This window comes from Nocardia pneumoniae NBRC 100136, from assembly GCF_000308755.1.
Classification (GTDB): domain Bacteria; phylum Actinomycetota; class Actinomycetes; order Mycobacteriales; family Mycobacteriaceae; genus Nocardia; species Nocardia pneumoniae.
Window position 1 is genome coordinate 1 of sequence record NZ_BAGF01000049.1, and the last position, 16194, is coordinate 16194.

The window sequence follows — 16194 nt, forward strand, 5'->3', positions numbered from 1 at the left end:
GACCCTGCGGCAGCGACCAGTACGACGTGGAGACCCGGACCGGCGGGAAACGCGATGTACTGTGAACTACTTCTCGCGGCCGGTGAACTGGTCCATCGAGTGGTAGACGCCGACCGTGTTCAGGAACAGGTCGCGCAGTTTGATCGGGAGCAGGCCGGAGAGCGCCTTGTTCAGGCGGGAAGTCCAGGGCAGCACGACCAGGGGGGTGCCGTTCTTCATTTCACGCCATGAGGTGTCGACCACGTCCTGCTGTTCCAGGATCGGAGTGAACCAGAATCCCTTGGCGCCCTCGAACATTCCGGTGTTGATGTAGGTCGGGCACACGGTGGTGATCTTCACGTGGTCGTGCCCCGCCTGCTCCAGTTCGATGCGCACCGAGTCCGACCAGCCCAGCGCCGCCCACTTGGACGCGGCGTAGACGCTCATGCGGGGATTCGACACCAGACCCGCCGACGAGGCGATGGTGAGCACCCGCGCCTCGGTGGAGCCCGCGACCATGGCGGGCAGGAACTCGAGCGTCACGTACATCGGGGCCAGGGAGTTGATCGCCATCGTCTTGTCGATGTCGGCGCGATTCTCGGTTTCCCAGAAGTAGCTGTTGCCGCGCACGATGCCCGCGTTGTTGACCAGGATGTCGATGCTGCCGACCTGTTCGCGCACGGTCGCGGCCGCCTCGGCGATCGCTTCCGGCGCCGAGACGTCGACCACGTGATGGTGCACAGCGCTGCCGTGGCCGGTCAGTTCGGCGGCGGTCTCCTTCAGCGCGGTGTCGTTGATGTCCCACAGCACCACCGCGGCGGCGCCTTCGCGCACCGCGCGTTCGGCGAACAGCTTGCCGAGCCCCATCGCGGCTCCCGTGATCAGGACCCGTTTGCCCGCGACCGTGTTCAGTTTCATCCGTCTTCTTCCCGATCCGTGAGTCGTGCGAGTTACTTCTGCCGCAGCGCCTTCATCACGCCGAAGTACAGCGTCATGGTCTTCGCCCACATCGCCTCCGACATGCCGGGCAGCGGCGCGATCGGCAGCACCCGTTGCACCGCGATGGTCTGGGTGTCGATGTACTTCAGCAGGCCTTCGGGGCCGTGCCTGCGCCCGGTGCCGGAGATGCCGAGCCCGCCGGAGGGCGCGTCGGCGCTGCCCCACGCGGCGATGAAGCCCTCGTTGACGTTCACCGACCCCGCGTTGATCCGCGCCGCGACCGCACGGCCGCGGGCGGTGTCCTTGGTCCACACGCTGGCGTTCAGCCCGTAGGCGGTGTCGTTGGCCTGTTCGATGGCTTCATCGTCGCTGCTCACGCGGTAGATCGACACCACGGGACCGAAGGTCTCCTCGCGGTGGACCGTCATGCCGGGCCGCACCCCGGCCAGCACCGTGGGTTCGTAGAAGTAGGGGCCGAGGTCCGGGCGCGCGCGACCGCCCGCCAGCACGGTGGCGCCCTACGCGACCGCGTCGTCGACGTGCGCGGTGACCGTGTCGAGCTGTCGCTGGAAGGTCAGCGACCCCATGTCGCTGTCGTAGTTCAGCCCGCCACCGAGCTTGATCTTCTGTACGTGCTCGACGAATTCGGCGACGAAGCGGTCGTACACGCTGTCGTGGACATAGATCCGCTCCATCGACTCGCACAGCTGCCCGGCCGAGGCGAAGCAGGCGCGGATGGCGATCTTGGCCGCGCGGGAGACGTCCGCGTCGGCGAGCACCAGCAGCGGGTTCTTGCCGCCGAGTTCGAGCGAGTACCCGATCAGCCGCTCGCCCGCCTGCTGCGCGATGGTCCGGCCGGTCGCGCTGGAACCGGTGTAGTCGACGTAGTCGGCGCGGGCGATCACTTCGCCGCCGATCACCGATCCGCGGCCGAGCACTGCCTGCCACAGTCCGCGCGGCAATCCGGCGCGCACGGCGGCGTCGATCGCCCACAGCGCCGTGAGCGCGGTCTGGTTGTCCGGGCGGGCCACCACGGCGTTGCCCGCGATGAGGGCGGGTAACGCGTCCGAGGCGGCCAGGGCCAGCGGATAGTTCCACGGTGAGATGACCGCGACCACGCCCTTGGGCCGGTGCCGCACGTCGACCCGGGTGAGCACGGGAAGCACACCGCGCGGCCTGCGCGTGGCCAGCAGCCCGTGGGCCACCGAGGCGTAGTACCTGGCGTTCACGGCGACGTCGCCGACCTCGTCGAACGCGTGCGCGCGCGACTTGCCCGTCTCGGTCTGCACGATATCGAGGATGGCGTCCTGCTCGGCCAGCACGATGTCGTGGAACCGGCGCAGCACCGCGATCCGCTCCCGGACCGGCCGCCGCGCCCACTGCCGCTGCGCTTCCCGGGCGGTCGCGAAGGCGGTCTCGATGTCGCCGGTGGAGGACTGCGGCAGGTCGGCGATCTTCGCGCCGGTCGCGGGCGCGAAGACTTCGACGGCAGGGGCGCCGCCCGCGACGGCGTGCGAAAGCAACGGCCGTACCAGCGACGAGGGCAGCGCGTCGGCGGGGGCCAGCTGGGGGGCGGTCGTCATGGTCGGCCCTCTCGAGGACGGTGGGCTGCGCCGCACGCAAGCACCATTTAATGAACAGTGGTGTTAGATTAATGTCTATGTCACAGCTCGTGTCAAGCTGTTCGTCGTGGGACACAGGCAAGCCGAGGGCGGCGTTGTGAGGCGGCACGATGTCGGCTGAGACCACCACCGCACGGCGCGGGCGACCGCCGCAGACCCAGGAACAGGCCGAAGAGGTGCGCGCCCGCATCGTGCTCGCCACCGCGGAAGTGTTCACCCGCAACGGTTCCCGCGGGCTGAGCGTCGCGCAGATCATCGAGCAGGCGGGGCTGGCGCGGCCGACGTTCTACCGCTATTTCGGCAATGCGACCGAACCGCTGCTCGCGGTGCTGGACAGTTCCAACGACGGGCTGGTCGGCGGCATCCGCGCGGCGCTGACCGGCACCGATGAGCCCGTCGAGCTGGGCATCCGGCTGATCGACGCCTATCTGGACTGGGCGCGCGGCCATGGCCCCATGCTGCGTCCGCTGTTCGCCGAACTGCACGACCCGGGCTCGCCGGTCTCGGCGTATCGCGAGCGCGCGCTCGACGACATTCGCGCTCTGGTCCGCGAGACCTTCACCGAGCTCGGCCGTCCGGTTCCGAGCCCGCTCGACCTGGACGCCGCGCTGCACTTGTGCGAGTACGTGGTCTACCGCATCTCCGCAGGCACCGCGCCCGGTGCCGAACCGGACCCGGATACCGTCGCCGCCGCGCGCCTGACGATGATCCGGGTGCTGCTCACCACCCTCGGCACCCGGACCGATCTGCAGTACGCGCTGACGCTGGAGACGATCTTTCCCCCGGAGCCGTAGGCGAACCCGCGGGTCAGCGCGGAATCGGGGTGACCGGGTGACCGGCGGTCCTGCGCTGTTCGAGGCGGCGGATCAGCTCGCGCACCCGTGGGTCACGCGCGAGCATGCCGTCCAGCACCACGTTGATCACGCCGCGCAACAGCGCGTAGGGCTCCCATTGCGGCGGCGCCACGGTGCGCGGCGCGCGGCGCGCGATGCCCTCGGCGAGGGATTCCGCCGCCTCGCGCACGGTGATCCGCTGGTTGAGCGGCCAGGGCAGCAGGGCGCCCAGATCGGCGCCCAACTCGTCCTCGTCGAGCGTGCCGTGCGTCATCGCGGTGTCGACGACACCGAAGTACGCCACGCCCGCCGTGGCCCCGACGGCGGCCAGCTCGACCCGCAGCGCCCGCCCGAACTGCTCCACCGCGGCCTTGCTCACCATGTAGGGCGAGCCGCCCATCCCGGGTGCGAACGCCGCGGCGGAGGAGACGACCACGACGTGCCCGTTCGCGGCGACGATGTCCTCCAGCGCCGGGTGCACGGTGTTGAACACGCCGGTGACATTGATCCCGATGACCCGATCGAAATCCCCGGGATTCATCGTCCTGATGGTCGCAGGCTCCGGCGCCACGCCCGCGTTGGCCACCACCACGTCGATCCGTCCGAAGCGCTCGCGTACCCGGAATATGGCTTGGCGCATGCCGATTCGATCGGAGACGTTCGCCCGCACGACGAGCGCGCGCTCCCCCATCGACCGGGCGACCGCCGCGGCGGCGGCCTCGTCGATATCGATCAGCGCCACCGAAGCGCCTGAGGCGTAGAGCTTTTCGGCGAGTGCCCGGCCGATACCGGTGCCCGCGCCGGTGATCACCACCACCCGGTCCCGGACATCCAGCCGGTCCGCGGCGGGCTGGGCGGACCGGAAAAGCACGCTGCGCAGCAGGTCCATGACCACGGCGCTCACCCGACCCGCAGCTGGTAGGACTCCGGATCGAATCGGCTTGTCCGACGCCGGTATTCGAAGCTCCAGTTCGGATACAGTCCCGCGTTGCCGCCGTCGGCGGTCTGGTAGTAGCTGCGGCAGCCGCCGGTCAGCCAGGCGGTGTCGCGGCTGCGTTCGGTCACCTCGTCGAGGAAGGCGCGCTGAACCTCCTCGCGCACAGCTATCCGCTGGATGTTCCGCGTACGCATGGTGGTCACCGCATCGACGATATAGCGCACCTGCGCTTCGATCATATAGATCGCGGACTGATTGCCAGCAGCGCCGAACGGCCCGAGGGTGCAGAAGAAGTTCGGGAAGCCCGCCATGGTCGCGCCGAGGTAGCTGCTGGGGCGGGTCCGGTAGCGATCGCCGATCGATCGGCCGTCGACGCCGAGTATCCGATCGAAAATCGCAGGTGGGACACCGAATCCGGTGCCCCAGATGATCGTGTCCACCGCATGCTCGGCGCCGTCGGCGGTAACGATCGACCGTGCGCGAATCTCCCGGATGCCGTCGGTCACCAGTTCGACATTCGGCTTGGTCAGCGCCGGATAGTAGGCGTCGGAGAAGATCGCGCGCTTGCAGCCGATCACGTAGTCGGGCGTGAGCTTGCGGCGCAGCGCCGGATCGCGGACCTGCCGCAGCAGCTGGAGTTTCGCCAGCGCCTCGTACGGGTGCCGGAAGCGCTTGTCCACGAAGCCGACCAGGCCGAACCCCTCGATACCGGTGTAGTACAGACCGCGGATGGCCTTGCCGAGCAGGGGCATCCGGCGCAGCAGCGCTCGTTCGGCGGGCAGCGTGCGGCGATCCAGCCGGGAGACGATCCACGGCGCCGAACGCTGGAAGACCGTCAGCTTGCCGACCACCGGCTGGATTTCCGGAATGAACTGCACCGCGGAAGCGCCGGTGCCGATCACCGCGACCCGCTCACCGGTCAGATCGTGCTCGTGATCCCAGCGCAACGAATGGAATTGCGTGCCTTCGAATGTTTCCGCGCCGGGCAGCCGTGGGATCCGCGCCTCGCTGAACGGCCCTACGGCCGAGATCAGCACGTCGGCGGTCAGGTCGCCGCGGCCGGTGCGCAACCGCCACCGGGTCGCCGCCTCGTCCCAGCGCGCCTCCAGCAGTTCGACGTCGAAACGCATGTGGCGCACCACATCGTGGCTCGTCGCGACCGACCGGATGTAGCCGAGGATCTCCCGCTGCGTCCCGTAGGTGCGCGACCAGTTCGGGTTGGGCGCGAAGGAGTACGAATACAGGTGCGAGGGCACATCACACGCGCAACCCGGATAGGTGTTCGCCCGCCAGGTGCCGCCGAGATCCCCGGCGCGTTCGAGCACGACGAAATCGTCGATTCCCGCCTTCCGCAGCGATACGGCGAGGCCGATCCCGGCTATCCCTGCTCCGATCACCACGATCGGGACGTGTTCCGGATCCGCAGCCATAGTCATGCCTTCCTCCCACACGCGGGCACCATTGCCCGCCGAGCCGTGTTGCTCACCAGCTCATAAGTCCAGGTCGAGTTCGCCACCGCGCGCGCGGGATACGCAGGTCAGCATCGTGTTCGCCCGCTCGTCGGCGACCAGCAGCCGATCGCGGTGTTCCACCGCGCCCGCGAGCACCCTGGTCTTGCAGGTCCCGCAGAAGCCCTGCCGACACGAGTAGGCCACCCCCGGCAGCACCCGGCGGATCGCGCTGAGCGCGGATTCGTCGGCGGCCACGTCCACATCTATGCCGCTGCGGCGCAGGCGGATCCGGAACGGCTCGCCATCCCGCACGGGCAGCGGCGAGAACCGCTCGGTGTGCAGCGAGACCGTCGGGTCGTGCAGCGCGAGCACCGCACGCGCGGCCTCCGCCAGCGGCGGCGGGCCGCAGACGTACACCGCGGCGCCGGTGGGCGTCTGCTCGAAGATCATCCGCGCGTCCGGGACGCCGAACTCGTCGTCCGGTCGCACCACCACGTCGCCGCCGGTGTAGCGGGCCAGCTCGTACAGAAACGGCATCCGCGACCTGGTCCGGCCCAGGTACATCAGCCGCCAGGGCACTCCGGCGCGCTCGGCGGCGGCGACCATGGGCAGGATCGGCGTTATCCCGATGCCGCCCGCGACGAGCAGGTAGCACGGCGCCTCGACGAACGGGAACGCGTTGCGCGGACCGCGCACGCGCAGCCGGTCACCCGCCGTCAGCTCTCGGTGGATCTCCGCGGAACCGCCCTCGCCGTCGGCGATGAGGCGCACCGCGATCCGGTAGAACCCGCGGTCGGCGGGATCGCTGGTGAGCGAGTACTGCCGCTGGCGCCCCGACGGCAAGAAGACATCCAGATGCGCACCCGGCGTCCAGGCGGGCAGCGGCGCACCGCCCGGGTCGCGTAGCCACAGGCTCACCACCCCGTCGGCCTCCTCCCCGATCCGATCGATGACCACCTCGAAGTCGTAGCCGGTGTGGCGCACCGGGTGCGGCGGCGAAAGCAGGCGCGCGGTGTCGCCTTCCACGAAAAGCCGCTTGTACGCGTCGGCGGCCGAGCCGATCAGCCGCAGCGCGGAGCCGGGCCGGAACCGCTCGCCTACGGCGGTCACGCGTCCGCCGCCCGTGCCGCGGGCGACTGCGCGAGGTAGCGCAGCGCGTTGTCCATCGGGCCCAGCTGCGACGGATGGAAGCCGGGCCGCAGATAGCGCGGGATCTCGGTGAGGAAGGTCGTCATGCTCGGCACCACGCCGCGCACCGACGCGCTGACGAATTGCAGCGGCCAGAACCGTCCCTTGTCCGGCGACGGGTCCTTGTGGAACAGGTAGCCGCCCGAGACGACGAACAGGATCAGCAGTCCCGCGCTGGCGATCAGCGCCTGCCGCGCCTTGCGCGCGTATCCCCCGTCGACGTACATGTACGCGTCGTAGACGACGCTGCGATGCTCGACCTCCTCGGCGCCGTGCCAGCGGATCAGGTCGAGCATCGCCGGGTGCATGCCCTTGGCTTCCAGCTTGTCGTTGGTCAGCAGCCATTCGCCGATCACCGCTGTGTAGTGCTCCATGCCCGCGAACAGCGCCAACCGCTCGCACAGCCACTCGTGCTTGGCCCGTCCCGTCAGCCCGTGGTCGCCGAGCACCCGGTCGATCAGCCACGCGACACGGTCGACCATCGGGCCCACGTCCAGGCCCAGTCGCTCCAACTGCCTGCGCGCCTTCTCGTGCGAACTGGCGTGCATGGACTCCTGGCCGATGAAGCCGCGCACTTCCTCGCGTAGCCGCTCGTCCTCGATCAGGGGCAGCGCCTCGGCCAGCGCCTGCGCCATCGCGCGCTCCCCTTCCGGCAACACCAGGTGCATCACGTTGATGATGTGCGTGGCCATCGCCTCGCCGGGGATGTAGTGCATCGGCACCGTGGCGAAATCGAATTCGACGGCGCGCGCGTTGATCGCGTGCGCTTGGTCGACGTAAGCGGCAGACCCCATCTCGCACCCCTCGTCGTTGATCGGTGTTCTCGCAATCTATTATTGACATCAACCGCTGTCAACATCAGATGATGTCAATTCGATCGCTGTGAGAGGATGGCCGCATGGTCGAAGGGGACGGTTCGATTCCGGGTATGCGTCGCTGGCGCGGACGCTCTCCCGCCGATCGCGTCGCCACGCGCCGAGAACAGCTGATCGAGGCGTGCACGGAGCTGATGGCCACCGTCGGCGCCGCCGAGACGTCGATGCGCGGCGTGTGCAGGCAGGCCGGGCTGACCGAGCGCTATTTCTACGAGAGCTTCCCCAACCTCGACGCGCTGCTGACGATCGTGCTCGACACCGTGGTCCTCGGCGCGCGCGACCGGCTGCTGGCGGAGCTGCCCAACGCACCCGGCGAGCGCGACGCGATGTTTCGCCACATGGTCGCCGTCTTCACCGAATACCTCGTGGAGGACCGCCGCCGCGGCCGCATCATGTTCGTGGAATCCCAGGCAACACCGGTGCTGATGCCACGGGCGAACGAACTCATCGGCTTGTTCACGGCGCCGATCGCGCTCATCATCGGCGGGGGCAACTACGCCGATCCGGTATCCGACGAGCACGACTTCGCCCTCAACGCCAACGCCATCTTCGGCGCACTGGCCTACCTGTACCGTCCCTGGCTCGACGGGGAGATCCCGGTCTCCCGGGAGCGTTTCGACGAGCACGCCGCCGCTGTCATCGAGCGGATCGCGACGGCGCGCTCGTCGCTGCGCACCGAGACATAGGCCCAACAGGCCACGTCACAGGCGTGAGGCATACCGATACCAACACGCTCCGCGCGGCGCGGGCACATCTGCTGGTATCCGCGAACGTGACGTTTGCCGTTGGCCACGAGTGCTACTCGGTAACTGCGAAAGGGGATTCGATGATCAAAGGAGACAGCCATGTCTGATCTGGTGCGCCAGAGTTTCGAATCACCCGAGGAGACCCGGCCTTTCGAGCAGGACAAAGGCAGAGTCGATCTCGTCAACCTGGACCGCGGCCCGGTGGGCCGGGCGGTCTTCGAACCCGGATGGCGGTGGTCGGTTCATGTCAAGCCGATAGCCCAGACCGACAGCTGTCAGTCAGCCCACGTCGGCTACTGCATCTCGGGCCGAATGGTGGTAGCCATGGACAACGGCGAGCAACAGGAATACGGGCCCGGCGACTTCATGATCGTCCCACCCGGCCACGACGCATGGACCGTGGGAGATGAACCCTGCGTCGTGCTCGACTGGCAAGGCTTCGCCGACTACGCCAAGCGGTAGGCGGGCGACACCGCCGCTGACAAGTGCGCCGCCCACACGGCATGCAGGTGGCACCGCACAGCGGTGCCACCTGCACTCGCTTCGACACAGAAGCTAGTCCCGGGCCCCGGCTTCCGCGGGTCGCCGCGCCCGTTCGAAACGCATGGCCCGGTCGGCGATCCGGCCGTATCGCAGCGTGAACACGTCGCGCAGATAGTTCATCCGCAGCCGCCACGGGGCGCGGTCACCTTGCACGGGGAACAGACTCTCCGCGCGGCGCACGTAGCCGGGGGTGAAGCCGGGGAACAACGATTGGGAGCCGACCGACGGGTCGCGGACCGGCACGCAGCGCACGTATCCGTGCTGATCCATGTGCTCGAGCAGCCGCACGACATACTCCGACACCAGATCCGCTTTCAACGTCCACGAGGCGTTGGTGTACCCGATGACGAAGGCGAAGTTCGGCACGCCGGACAGCATCATCGCCTTGTAAGCCATGGTCGCCGACGGCGTCACCGGCGCGCCGTCCACCACGAGTTCGATGCCGCCGAAGACTTGCAGATTCAAGCCCGTGGCCGTGATGACGATATCGGCATCCAGCGTGGCGCCGGAGGCCAAGCGCAGGCCGGTCTCGGTGAAGGTCTCGATCCGGTCGGTGACCACGTCGAGCACGCCCTGCCGGATGGCGCGGAAGAAATCGCCGTCGCGTGCGAGGCACAATCGCTGGTCCCACGGGTTGTATCGGGGCGTGAAGTGCGTGTCGATGTCGTAGCCCGCGGGCAGCCAGCGCCGCTGCCAGCCGCGGATGCGTTTGCGCATACCCGCCGGATTGCGCCTGCTGAACTGATAGAGCGCGGTGGAGATCGCGACGTACTCGGCCCGCGCGAGCGCGTACGCGGCCCGCGCGGGAAGGAAGCGACGGACCGTGAGCGCCAGCGGGTCGCGGGAAGGCGCGGAGATGATGTAGCTCGGGCTGCGTTGCAGCATGGTCACGTGCGCACCCTGCGCGGTGAGCGCCGGGGCGAGCGTGACCGCGGTGGCGCCGCTGCCGATGAGCACCACCCGCTTGCCCGCGCAGTCGAGTTTCTCCGGCCAGAACTGCGGATGCACGATCGAACCGGTGAACCGTTCGATGCCGGGGAACTCAGGGGTGTATCCGGTGTCGTAGCGGTAGTAGCCGGCGCAGGAGAACAGGAATCCCGCCGTGAACGTGACGGTTTCACCGGTGTCGGTGCGCTCGGCGCGCACGGTCCACCGATTGTCCGCGCTGGACCACTCCGCGCGAATCACTCGGTGCCGGAACCGGATTCGGCTGTCGACGCCGTACTCCGCGGCGGTCTCGCGCAGGTAGTCGAGGATGGCGCCGCCGTCGGCGATCGACGCCTCGCCCAACCACGGCTTGAACCGGTAGCCGAGGGTGTACATGTCCGAGTCGGAGCGAATACCCGGGTACCGGAACAGGTCCCACGTTCCGCCCAGGTCCGCCCGGCTCTCCAGGAGCAGGTAGGAGCGCCACGGGAAGGCTCGGCGCAGGTGGCATGCCGCGCCGATGCCGGAGAGCCCGGCGCCGACGATGAGCACGTCGACATGCTCGGCCGCGGTCGTCATCACCTCTCCCTTCCGTCGTCGGCGAAGGTCCTGGCGGACCGGGCGGCGCTCGCCCTCTCCCAACCCTATCGCCCCAGGTGGAGGGTTCGAGACACGGAGCCCGCAAGCCTCGGAGGAAACGATGGGTTTCCTTCTGCCCCAACAAGGCTCGCAAATAGTACAGGCCGGACAGGCCGCTCGATACCAACCGGCCCCGCAGTGCGAGACTCGCAGTGAAGTCACTCACATCCACCGGTGGGCACAACTGGTCGAACGCCCACGAACAACCACCGTTCGGCAATAGCCGATCGGTAGCCATTCCGAAAGCGGTGGATTCGCCGACCCGGAGCGGCGAACTCGGTCCCGAATGGGAAACACCGCGATAAACCGATACGTGCGCTCGACTCGCAATGATGCGAACGTCATAGCCAGTCGATCACCGGTTGGTGATACCGCACGAAACATCTATGCTGGGAAGTGATTTCCGTCTCAGACGGAGCGGTCACCGTACCTATAGCCATTCGTTGTTACTGTCGGGTAGTGTCAATCTCACCGACGATCAGAGTCGATCCGGAACCGTATATGTCAACGATTTCAGGAGCGCTCGTGTCCAATTCTCGCTTCGAATCCATCGGCGCCTATCTGCCCTCGAATGTGGTCACCACAGACGAGCTACTGTCCCGCATGAAGGAACCCCCTTCATTCGATCTGGAGAAAATCACCGGCGTTCGTGAACGCCGGCGGCGTGATACTCGACCGGAAAGTCACGAAGACTCGTTCACCTTGGCCCTGAAGGCTGTCGAGGACTGTCTGTCCAGGTCACAGTATGGTCCAGAAGACATCGACGTGATCATCTACACCTCGATCTCACGTAGCAAGCATGCCACTCGCATGTATATGGAGCCCTCTTTCGCGTTGGGGATCAGCCGTCTTATCGGCGCGAAGAACGCCATTGCGTTCGATATTTCGAACGCGTGCGCCGGAATGCTCACCGGTACCTATATCCTGGACCGGATGATACGCTCCGGCGCCGCCCGGAACGGACTCGTCGTCAGTGGTGAAGCGATTACCGCGATCGCCGATACCGCGGTCGACGAGATTTCCGAGAAATACGACCGGCAGTTCGCTTCGCTGACCGTCGGCGACTCCGGATGCGCCATCGTGCTGGACCAGGCCGTCGACGAAAACGACGTTATCCACTACATCGAAATGATGACGGCCGCGGAATACGCGCACCTGTGCCTCGGCATGCCCAGCGGCAAAACCCAGGGCGTGGCGATGTACACCGACAACCGCACGATGCACAACGAGGACCGTTTCCTGCTCGGCACCAACACCCAGCGGAAATTCCTCGAGGCGCAGGGCAAGACCTTCGCCGACGAGAAGTTCGACTACGTCATCCACCACCAGTTCGGCGCCGCCGCCATTCCGTGGATGAACGCCATCGCCGAGCGTGAGTTCGGCAGCCCGATGCCGCCGGATCTGCGGGTCATCGACAAGCTCGGAAACACGTCCACCACTTCGCATTTCATGGTGTTGCACGACCAGCTCAGCCAGCAGAACATCCCCGCGGGGTCGAAGCTGCTGCTGATCCCGGCGGCCTCCGGCATCGTCACCGGGTTCGTGTCCACCACCATCTCGTCGCTGAAGGTCTGAGGTCAGTCATGAGCGTGCGCATCAAGTCCACCGGCGTCAGCCGGGCAGGCGACACCCACAGCATCATCGAGCACACCGCCCGCGCCGCCAAGCAGAGCCTGCAGCGCGCCGGAATCCGTGCCGATCAGATCGGCCTGCTGATCAACGCGGGCATCTACCGCGATTGGAACATCGTCGAACCCGCGGTGTCCGCGCTGATCCAGAAGGCGGCCGGGATCGGTCTGGAGTACGCCAAGGACGACCCGAGGACCTTCTCGTTCGATCTGATGAACGGGGCGGTCAGCGTGCTCAACGCGGTTCAGGTGGCCACCTCGGTGCTGGAGACCGGCAGCGCCGAGCACGTGCTGATCGTGTCCGGCGACACCCATCCGTCGATGACGCGTTACGTCGCCGACGACGAGTTCCCGTACGCCGTCTCCGGCGCGGCACTGTTGCTGGAGCGCACCGACGAACCGGTCGGCTTCGGCACGGTGCACACCGTGAAGGGTGAAGGCACACCGGCGGTCGAGGGCTATCTCGACACCACGACGATGGGCAACCGGGGGCGCGGCCTGATCACCGTGGTGCGGGAGCCCGGCTTCGAAGACCGACTGCTGGCGGTGGCCGTCGACGCGGCGCGCCAAGCCCTAGCCGAGTCCGATCACGCCTCGCTGAGTGAGATCGCGCTGATCGCGTCGACGCCGAGCCCGGAGTTCCCGAAGCAGCTGGCCGACGCCCTCGGCATCGACCAGAACGCGGTCCGCACACCGGATCTGCGTTACGGCGACCCGCACACGGCCGCGCTTCCCGCGGCCTACGACCTGGCGATCGCGGACGACTCGTTCACCGAGTACCGCCAGGTGCTGTTCGTCGCGGCGGGCGCGGGCCCGGCGGCCGCGGCGGTGCTGTACCGGTTGCCCGTCCTCGCCGGGGCGCCTGCGTGACAACGGGAACCTCCTGGCAGGCCATCGATCGGTTCCGTGCCGTGGTCGGCACGGACCCCGGCCGCGTGGCGGTGCGCTACGCGGCCGGGGTCGACCCCGATGGCCTGCCGGCCTACCGGCACCTCACCTATCGCGATCTGGACCTGTGGTCGGACACGATCGCCGAACGGCTGGCCGCGGCGGGCGTCGGTACCGGGACGCGCACGATCGTGCTGGTACTACCGAGCCCGGAGCTTTACGCGATCATGTTCGGGCTGCTCAAGATCGGAGCGGTGCCGGTGGTGATCGACCCCGGCATGGGCGTGCGGAAGATGTTGCGCTGCCTGCGCGCCGTGGACGCCGAGGCATTCATCGGCATCCCGCAGGCGCACGCGTTGCGCGTGCTGTTCCCGCGCAGCTTCCGCACCGTCCGTACCGCGGTGACGGTCGGCAGACGCTGGTTCTGGCGGGGTGAATCGCTGCGGGCATGGGGCCGGACCCCCACGGGTCCGGTGCCGCCGGGCCGCCCCGCCACCGAGGACGACCTACTGCTGATCGCGTTCACCACCGGCAGCACGGGACCGGCCAAAGCCGTGCGACTGACCTACGGCAACCTGGCCGCGACGGTCGACCAGGTGCACATGGCGCGCGGAGAGGTGACGCCGGAGGCTTCGCTGATCACCCTGCCGCTGGTCGGCGTGCTCGACCTGATGCTCGGTTCACGCTGCGTGCTGCCGCCGCTGATCCCGAGCAAGGTCGGCGCGACCGATCCCGCGCACGTGGTCGACGCGATCCAGAAGTTCGGGGTGCGAACCATGTTCGCCTCCCCCGCGGTGCTGATCCCGCTGCTCGAGCATCTGCGTGCCCACCCGGCCACGCTGACGTCGCTGGAGAGCATCTATTCCGGCGGCGCTCCGGTGCCGGACTGGTGTATCGCGGGGCTGCGCGAGGTGCTGCACGACGACGTGAAGGTCGTCGCCGGGTACGGATCCACCGAAGCGCTGCCGATGTCCACTATCGAATCCCGCGAACTGCTGGACGGATTGGTCGATCGGGCGCACCGCGGCGAGGGCACCTGCATCGGCCGGCCGCCCCACCGGGTGCAGGCGCGGATCGTGGCGATCACCGACGAGCCGATTCCGACCATGGCTCGGGCCGAGGAGCTCGCCGGCGAGCTGGAAACCACCCGCGGCATCGGCGAACTCGTGGTCGCCGGTCCGAACGTCAGCACCGGCTACCACTGGCCGGAACAGGCGAACGCGCAGGGCAAGATCGTCGACGGCGATCGGATCTGGCACCGCACCGGCGATCTGGCGTGGATCGACGAGCAGGGACGGATCTGGTTCTGCGGACGCAAGAGCCAGCGGGTGGTCACCGCGGACGGTCCGATGTTCACCGTTCAGGTCGAGCAGGTGTTCAACACTGTCGCGGGGGTGGCTCGTACGGCGCTGGTCGGGGTCGGCCCGCGTGGGGCGCAGCGGCCGGTGCTCTGCGTCGAAGTGAAACCGGGCGCCGACCCGGTCAGCGTCGAGCGCGCGCTGCGGGCCCATGGCGCACAGTTCGACCGCACCAGGATGATCGCCGATTTCCTGGTCCATCCGTCCTTCCCGGTCGATATCCGGCACAACGCCAAGATCGGACGCGAACGACTCGCGGTGTGGGCGGCCAAACGGCTCGGAACGGACGCATAAAACATGAAAACAACTGCATTTCGGGCAATTCCCGTACTGGGGTGGCTGTATTTGGTCGGTGGCGCGCTGGCCGCGGCAACCGACCGTGTCCCGGACAGCCGGCTCCTGCGCACGGTGTGGTGGATCGACGCGTTCCTCAGCATCGTGGTGCACGCGGCCCAGATTCCGGCGGCCCTGCGCGCTGCCGAAGGCTCGGGCCGTAGCCGGCTCGAGACCGCGGCATTGACGCAGATCTTCGGCTTGACCTGGTGGCGGACCCAGCCCGGCAAGGAGATAGAGCAATGAGCAAAGTTCTGGTAACCGGCGCGTCCGGATTTCTGGGTGGTGCGCTGGTGCGCAGGCTCGTGCGCGACGGCGAGCACGACGTGTCGATCCTGGTGCGCCGCACCAGCAATCTGGCCGACCTGCGCGACGACCTCGACAAGATCGAGCTGATCTACGGCGATCTCACCGACCCCGCCTCGCTGGAGGAGGCGACCCGCGGCGTCGACATCGTGTTCCACAGCGCCGCCCGGGTGGACGAGCGTGGCACCAGGGAGCAGTTCTGGAACGAGAACGTCCGGGCCACCGAACGGCTGCTCGAAGCCGCCCGCCGAGGCGGCACCGGGCGGTTCGTGTTCGTCTCCAGCCCGAGCGCGATGATGGACTACTACGGCGGCGACCAGATCGACGTCGACGAATCGGTGCCGTATCCGCGGCGCTACCTGAACCTGTACGCCGAGACCAAAGCCGCGGCCGAGCGCGCCGTCCTGGCCGCCGACAGCCCGGGATTCCGCACCTGCGCCCTGCGCCCGCGCGCGATCTGGGGCGCGGGCGACCGGTCCGGTCCGATCGTGCGCATGCTCGGCCGGGCCGGCGCGGGAACCTTGCCGGACCTGTCGTTCGGCCGCACCGTCTACGCCTCGCTCTGCCACGTCGACAACATCGTCGACGCCTGTGTGAAGGCGGCGGCCTCGGACGCGGTGGGCGGCAAGGCGTATTTCATCGCCGACGCCGAGAAGACCGATGTGTGGGGCTTCCTGCGCGAGGTCGCCGTCAAGCTCGGGTACCAGCCCCCGACGCGGAAGCCCAACCGCACGGCGCTCAACGCGGCGGTGGCGGTCATCGAGACGATCTGGCGCATCCCGGCCGTCGCGACCCGCTGGTCGCCTCCGCTGTCGCGCTACACCGTCGCGCTCCTGACCCGCAGCGCCACCTACGACACTTCCGCCGCACGGGATTTCGGCTACCAGCCGGTCATCGATCGCGACAGCGGACTCGCCGAGTTCCTGGCGTGGCTGGAACACCAGGGCGGGGCGGTCGAACTCACCCGAAGTCTGCGCTGAACACCCACCGGTATCGGAGGCC

14 protein-coding genes and 1 pseudogene are annotated in these 16194 nt (G+C 68.0%); 8 read left to right on the forward strand and 7 right to left on the reverse strand.

The annotated features are described in order from the left end of the window. Nucleotides 1-66: 66 nt before the first annotated feature. The gene (locus tag ON34_RS14925) at nucleotides 67-897 is read right to left on the reverse strand and encodes an SDR family NAD(P)-dependent oxidoreductase (protein WP_040779810.1); all 831 of its coding nucleotides are present in this window, start codon (nucleotides 895-897) and stop codon (nucleotides 67-69) included. 32 nt (nucleotides 898-929) lie between these two features. Continuing rightward, nucleotides 930-2501, reverse strand: a pseudogene (locus ON34_RS14930) (succinic semialdehyde dehydrogenase). Nucleotides 2502-2650: 149 nt separating this feature from the next. On the opposite strand from ON34_RS14930, the gene ON34_RS14935 reads away from it, so the two are divergent. Continuing rightward, nucleotides 2651-3334, forward strand: coding sequence for a TetR/AcrR family transcriptional regulator (locus tag ON34_RS14935; protein ID WP_040779811.1), 684 nt, complete (start codon nucleotides 2651-2653; stop codon nucleotides 3332-3334). Nucleotides 3335-3347: 13 nt separating this feature from the next. On the opposite strand, the gene ON34_RS14940 is transcribed toward ON34_RS14935, so the two are convergent. Genes ON34_RS14940 through ON34_RS14955 form a run of 4 tightly spaced genes read right to left on the reverse strand, consistent with a single transcriptional unit; the run spans nucleotide 3348 to nucleotide 7743 of the window. Next, entirely contained in the window at nucleotides 3348-4277 is a 930-nt protein-coding gene (locus ON34_RS14940; protein WP_245548039.1) for a short-chain dehydrogenase/reductase, read from the reverse strand. Then, nucleotides 4274-5746, reverse strand: a complete 1473-nt coding sequence (locus ON34_RS14945; protein WP_040779813.1) for a flavin-containing monooxygenase — start codon at nucleotides 5744-5746, stop codon at nucleotides 4274-4276. Before ON34_RS14945 ends, ON34_RS14940 begins: the two co-directional genes overlap by 4 nt. A 54-nt stretch (nucleotides 5747-5800) precedes the next feature. Beyond that, nucleotides 5801-6871: a PDR/VanB family oxidoreductase gene (locus ON34_RS14950; RefSeq protein ID WP_040779814.1), complete on the reverse strand. Its 1071-nt coding sequence runs from the start codon at nucleotides 6869-6871 to the stop codon at nucleotides 5801-5803. After that, complete coding sequence (locus ON34_RS14955) at nucleotides 6868-7743, reverse strand: metal-dependent hydrolase (RefSeq protein WP_051022659.1); 876 nt, start codon at nucleotides 7741-7743, stop codon at nucleotides 6868-6870. Before ON34_RS14955 ends, ON34_RS14950 begins: the two co-directional genes overlap by 4 nt. A gap of 104 nt (nucleotides 7744-7847) precedes the next feature. Here ON34_RS14955 and ON34_RS14960 point away from each other — a divergent pair, with 104 nt between their 5' ends. After that, the gene (locus ON34_RS14960) at nucleotides 7848-8510 is read left to right on the forward strand and encodes a TetR/AcrR family transcriptional regulator (protein ID WP_040779816.1); all 663 of its coding nucleotides are present in this window, start codon (nucleotides 7848-7850) and stop codon (nucleotides 8508-8510) included. A 159-nt stretch (nucleotides 8511-8669) separates the two neighbouring features. Then, a complete protein-coding gene (locus tag ON34_RS14965) occupies nucleotides 8670-9032 on the forward strand; it encodes a cupin domain-containing protein (protein WP_040779817.1) in 363 nt (120 codons plus the stop codon). Between the two features lie 93 nt (nucleotides 9033-9125). Here ON34_RS14965 and ON34_RS14970 read toward each other — a convergent pair whose 3' ends face one another. Beyond that, entirely contained in the window at nucleotides 9126-10619 is a 1494-nt protein-coding gene (locus ON34_RS14970) for a flavin-containing monooxygenase (protein WP_040779818.1), read from the reverse strand. A gap of 585 nt (nucleotides 10620-11204) precedes the next feature. Between ON34_RS14970 and ON34_RS14975 the strand changes: the two genes are divergently transcribed. The 5 genes from ON34_RS14975 to ON34_RS14995 are packed head-to-tail and all read left to right on the forward strand — an operon-like array spanning nucleotide 11205 to nucleotide 16172. Beyond that, entirely contained in the window at nucleotides 11205-12254 is a 1050-nt protein-coding gene (locus ON34_RS14975; RefSeq protein ID WP_040779819.1) for a 3-oxoacyl-ACP synthase III family protein, read from the forward strand. An 8-nt stretch (nucleotides 12255-12262) separates the two neighbouring features. Next, nucleotides 12263-13177, forward strand: coding sequence for a beta-ketoacyl-[acyl-carrier-protein] synthase family protein (locus ON34_RS14980; protein WP_040779820.1), 915 nt, complete (start codon nucleotides 12263-12265; stop codon nucleotides 13175-13177). Next, on the forward strand, nucleotides 13174-14847 hold the full coding sequence (locus ON34_RS14985; protein ID WP_040779821.1) for a fatty acid CoA ligase family protein: 1674 nt from the start codon (nucleotides 13174-13176) through the stop codon (nucleotides 14845-14847). Before ON34_RS14980 ends, ON34_RS14985 begins: the two co-directional genes overlap by 4 nt. A gap of 3 nt (nucleotides 14848-14850) precedes the next feature. Next, nucleotides 14851-15132: a hypothetical protein gene (locus tag ON34_RS14990; protein WP_040779823.1), complete on the forward strand. Its 282-nt coding sequence runs from the start codon at nucleotides 14851-14853 to the stop codon at nucleotides 15130-15132. After that, nucleotides 15129-16172 carry an NAD-dependent epimerase/dehydratase family protein gene (locus ON34_RS14995; RefSeq protein WP_051022662.1) on the forward strand — a complete coding sequence of 348 codons (1044 nt, stop codon included), beginning with the start codon at nucleotides 15129-15131 and terminating at the stop codon, nucleotides 16170-16172. The genes ON34_RS14990 and ON34_RS14995 overlap by 4 nt, the downstream gene beginning before the upstream one ends. Nucleotides 16173-16194 lie beyond the last annotated feature (22 nt).

Bases quoted from the DNA above. Each gene is read 5' to 3' on its own strand.
- ON34_RS14925 (WP_040779810.1), bottom strand. From the start codon at position 897: ATGAAACTGAACACGGTCGCGGGCAAACGGGTCCTGATCACGGGAGCC.
- ON34_RS14935 (WP_040779811.1), top strand. From the start codon at position 2,651: ATGTCGGCTGAGACCACCACCGCACGGCGCGGGCGACCGCCGCAGACC.
- ON34_RS14945 (WP_040779813.1), bottom strand. From the start codon at position 5,746: ATGACTATGGCTGCGGATCCGGAACACGTCCCGATCGTGGTGATCGGA.
- ON34_RS14955 (WP_051022659.1), bottom strand. From the start codon at position 7,743: ATGGGGTCTGCCGCTTACGTCGACCAAGCGCACGCGATCAACGCGCGC.
- ON34_RS14960 (WP_040779816.1), top strand. From the start codon at position 7,848: ATGGTCGAAGGGGACGGTTCGATTCCGGGTATGCGTCGCTGGCGCGGA.
- ON34_RS14965 (WP_040779817.1), top strand. From the start codon at position 8,670: ATGTCTGATCTGGTGCGCCAGAGTTTCGAATCACCCGAGGAGACCCGG.
- ON34_RS14970 (WP_040779818.1), bottom strand. From the start codon at position 10,619: ATGACGACCGCGGCCGAGCATGTCGACGTGCTCATCGTCGGCGCCGGG.
- ON34_RS14980 (WP_040779820.1), top strand. From the start codon at position 12,263: ATGAGCGTGCGCATCAAGTCCACCGGCGTCAGCCGGGCAGGCGACACC.
- ON34_RS14990 (WP_040779823.1), top strand. From the start codon at position 14,851: ATGAAAACAACTGCATTTCGGGCAATTCCCGTACTGGGGTGGCTGTAT.
- ON34_RS14995 (WP_051022662.1), top strand. From the start codon at position 15,129: ATGAGCAAAGTTCTGGTAACCGGCGCGTCCGGATTTCTGGGTGGTGCG.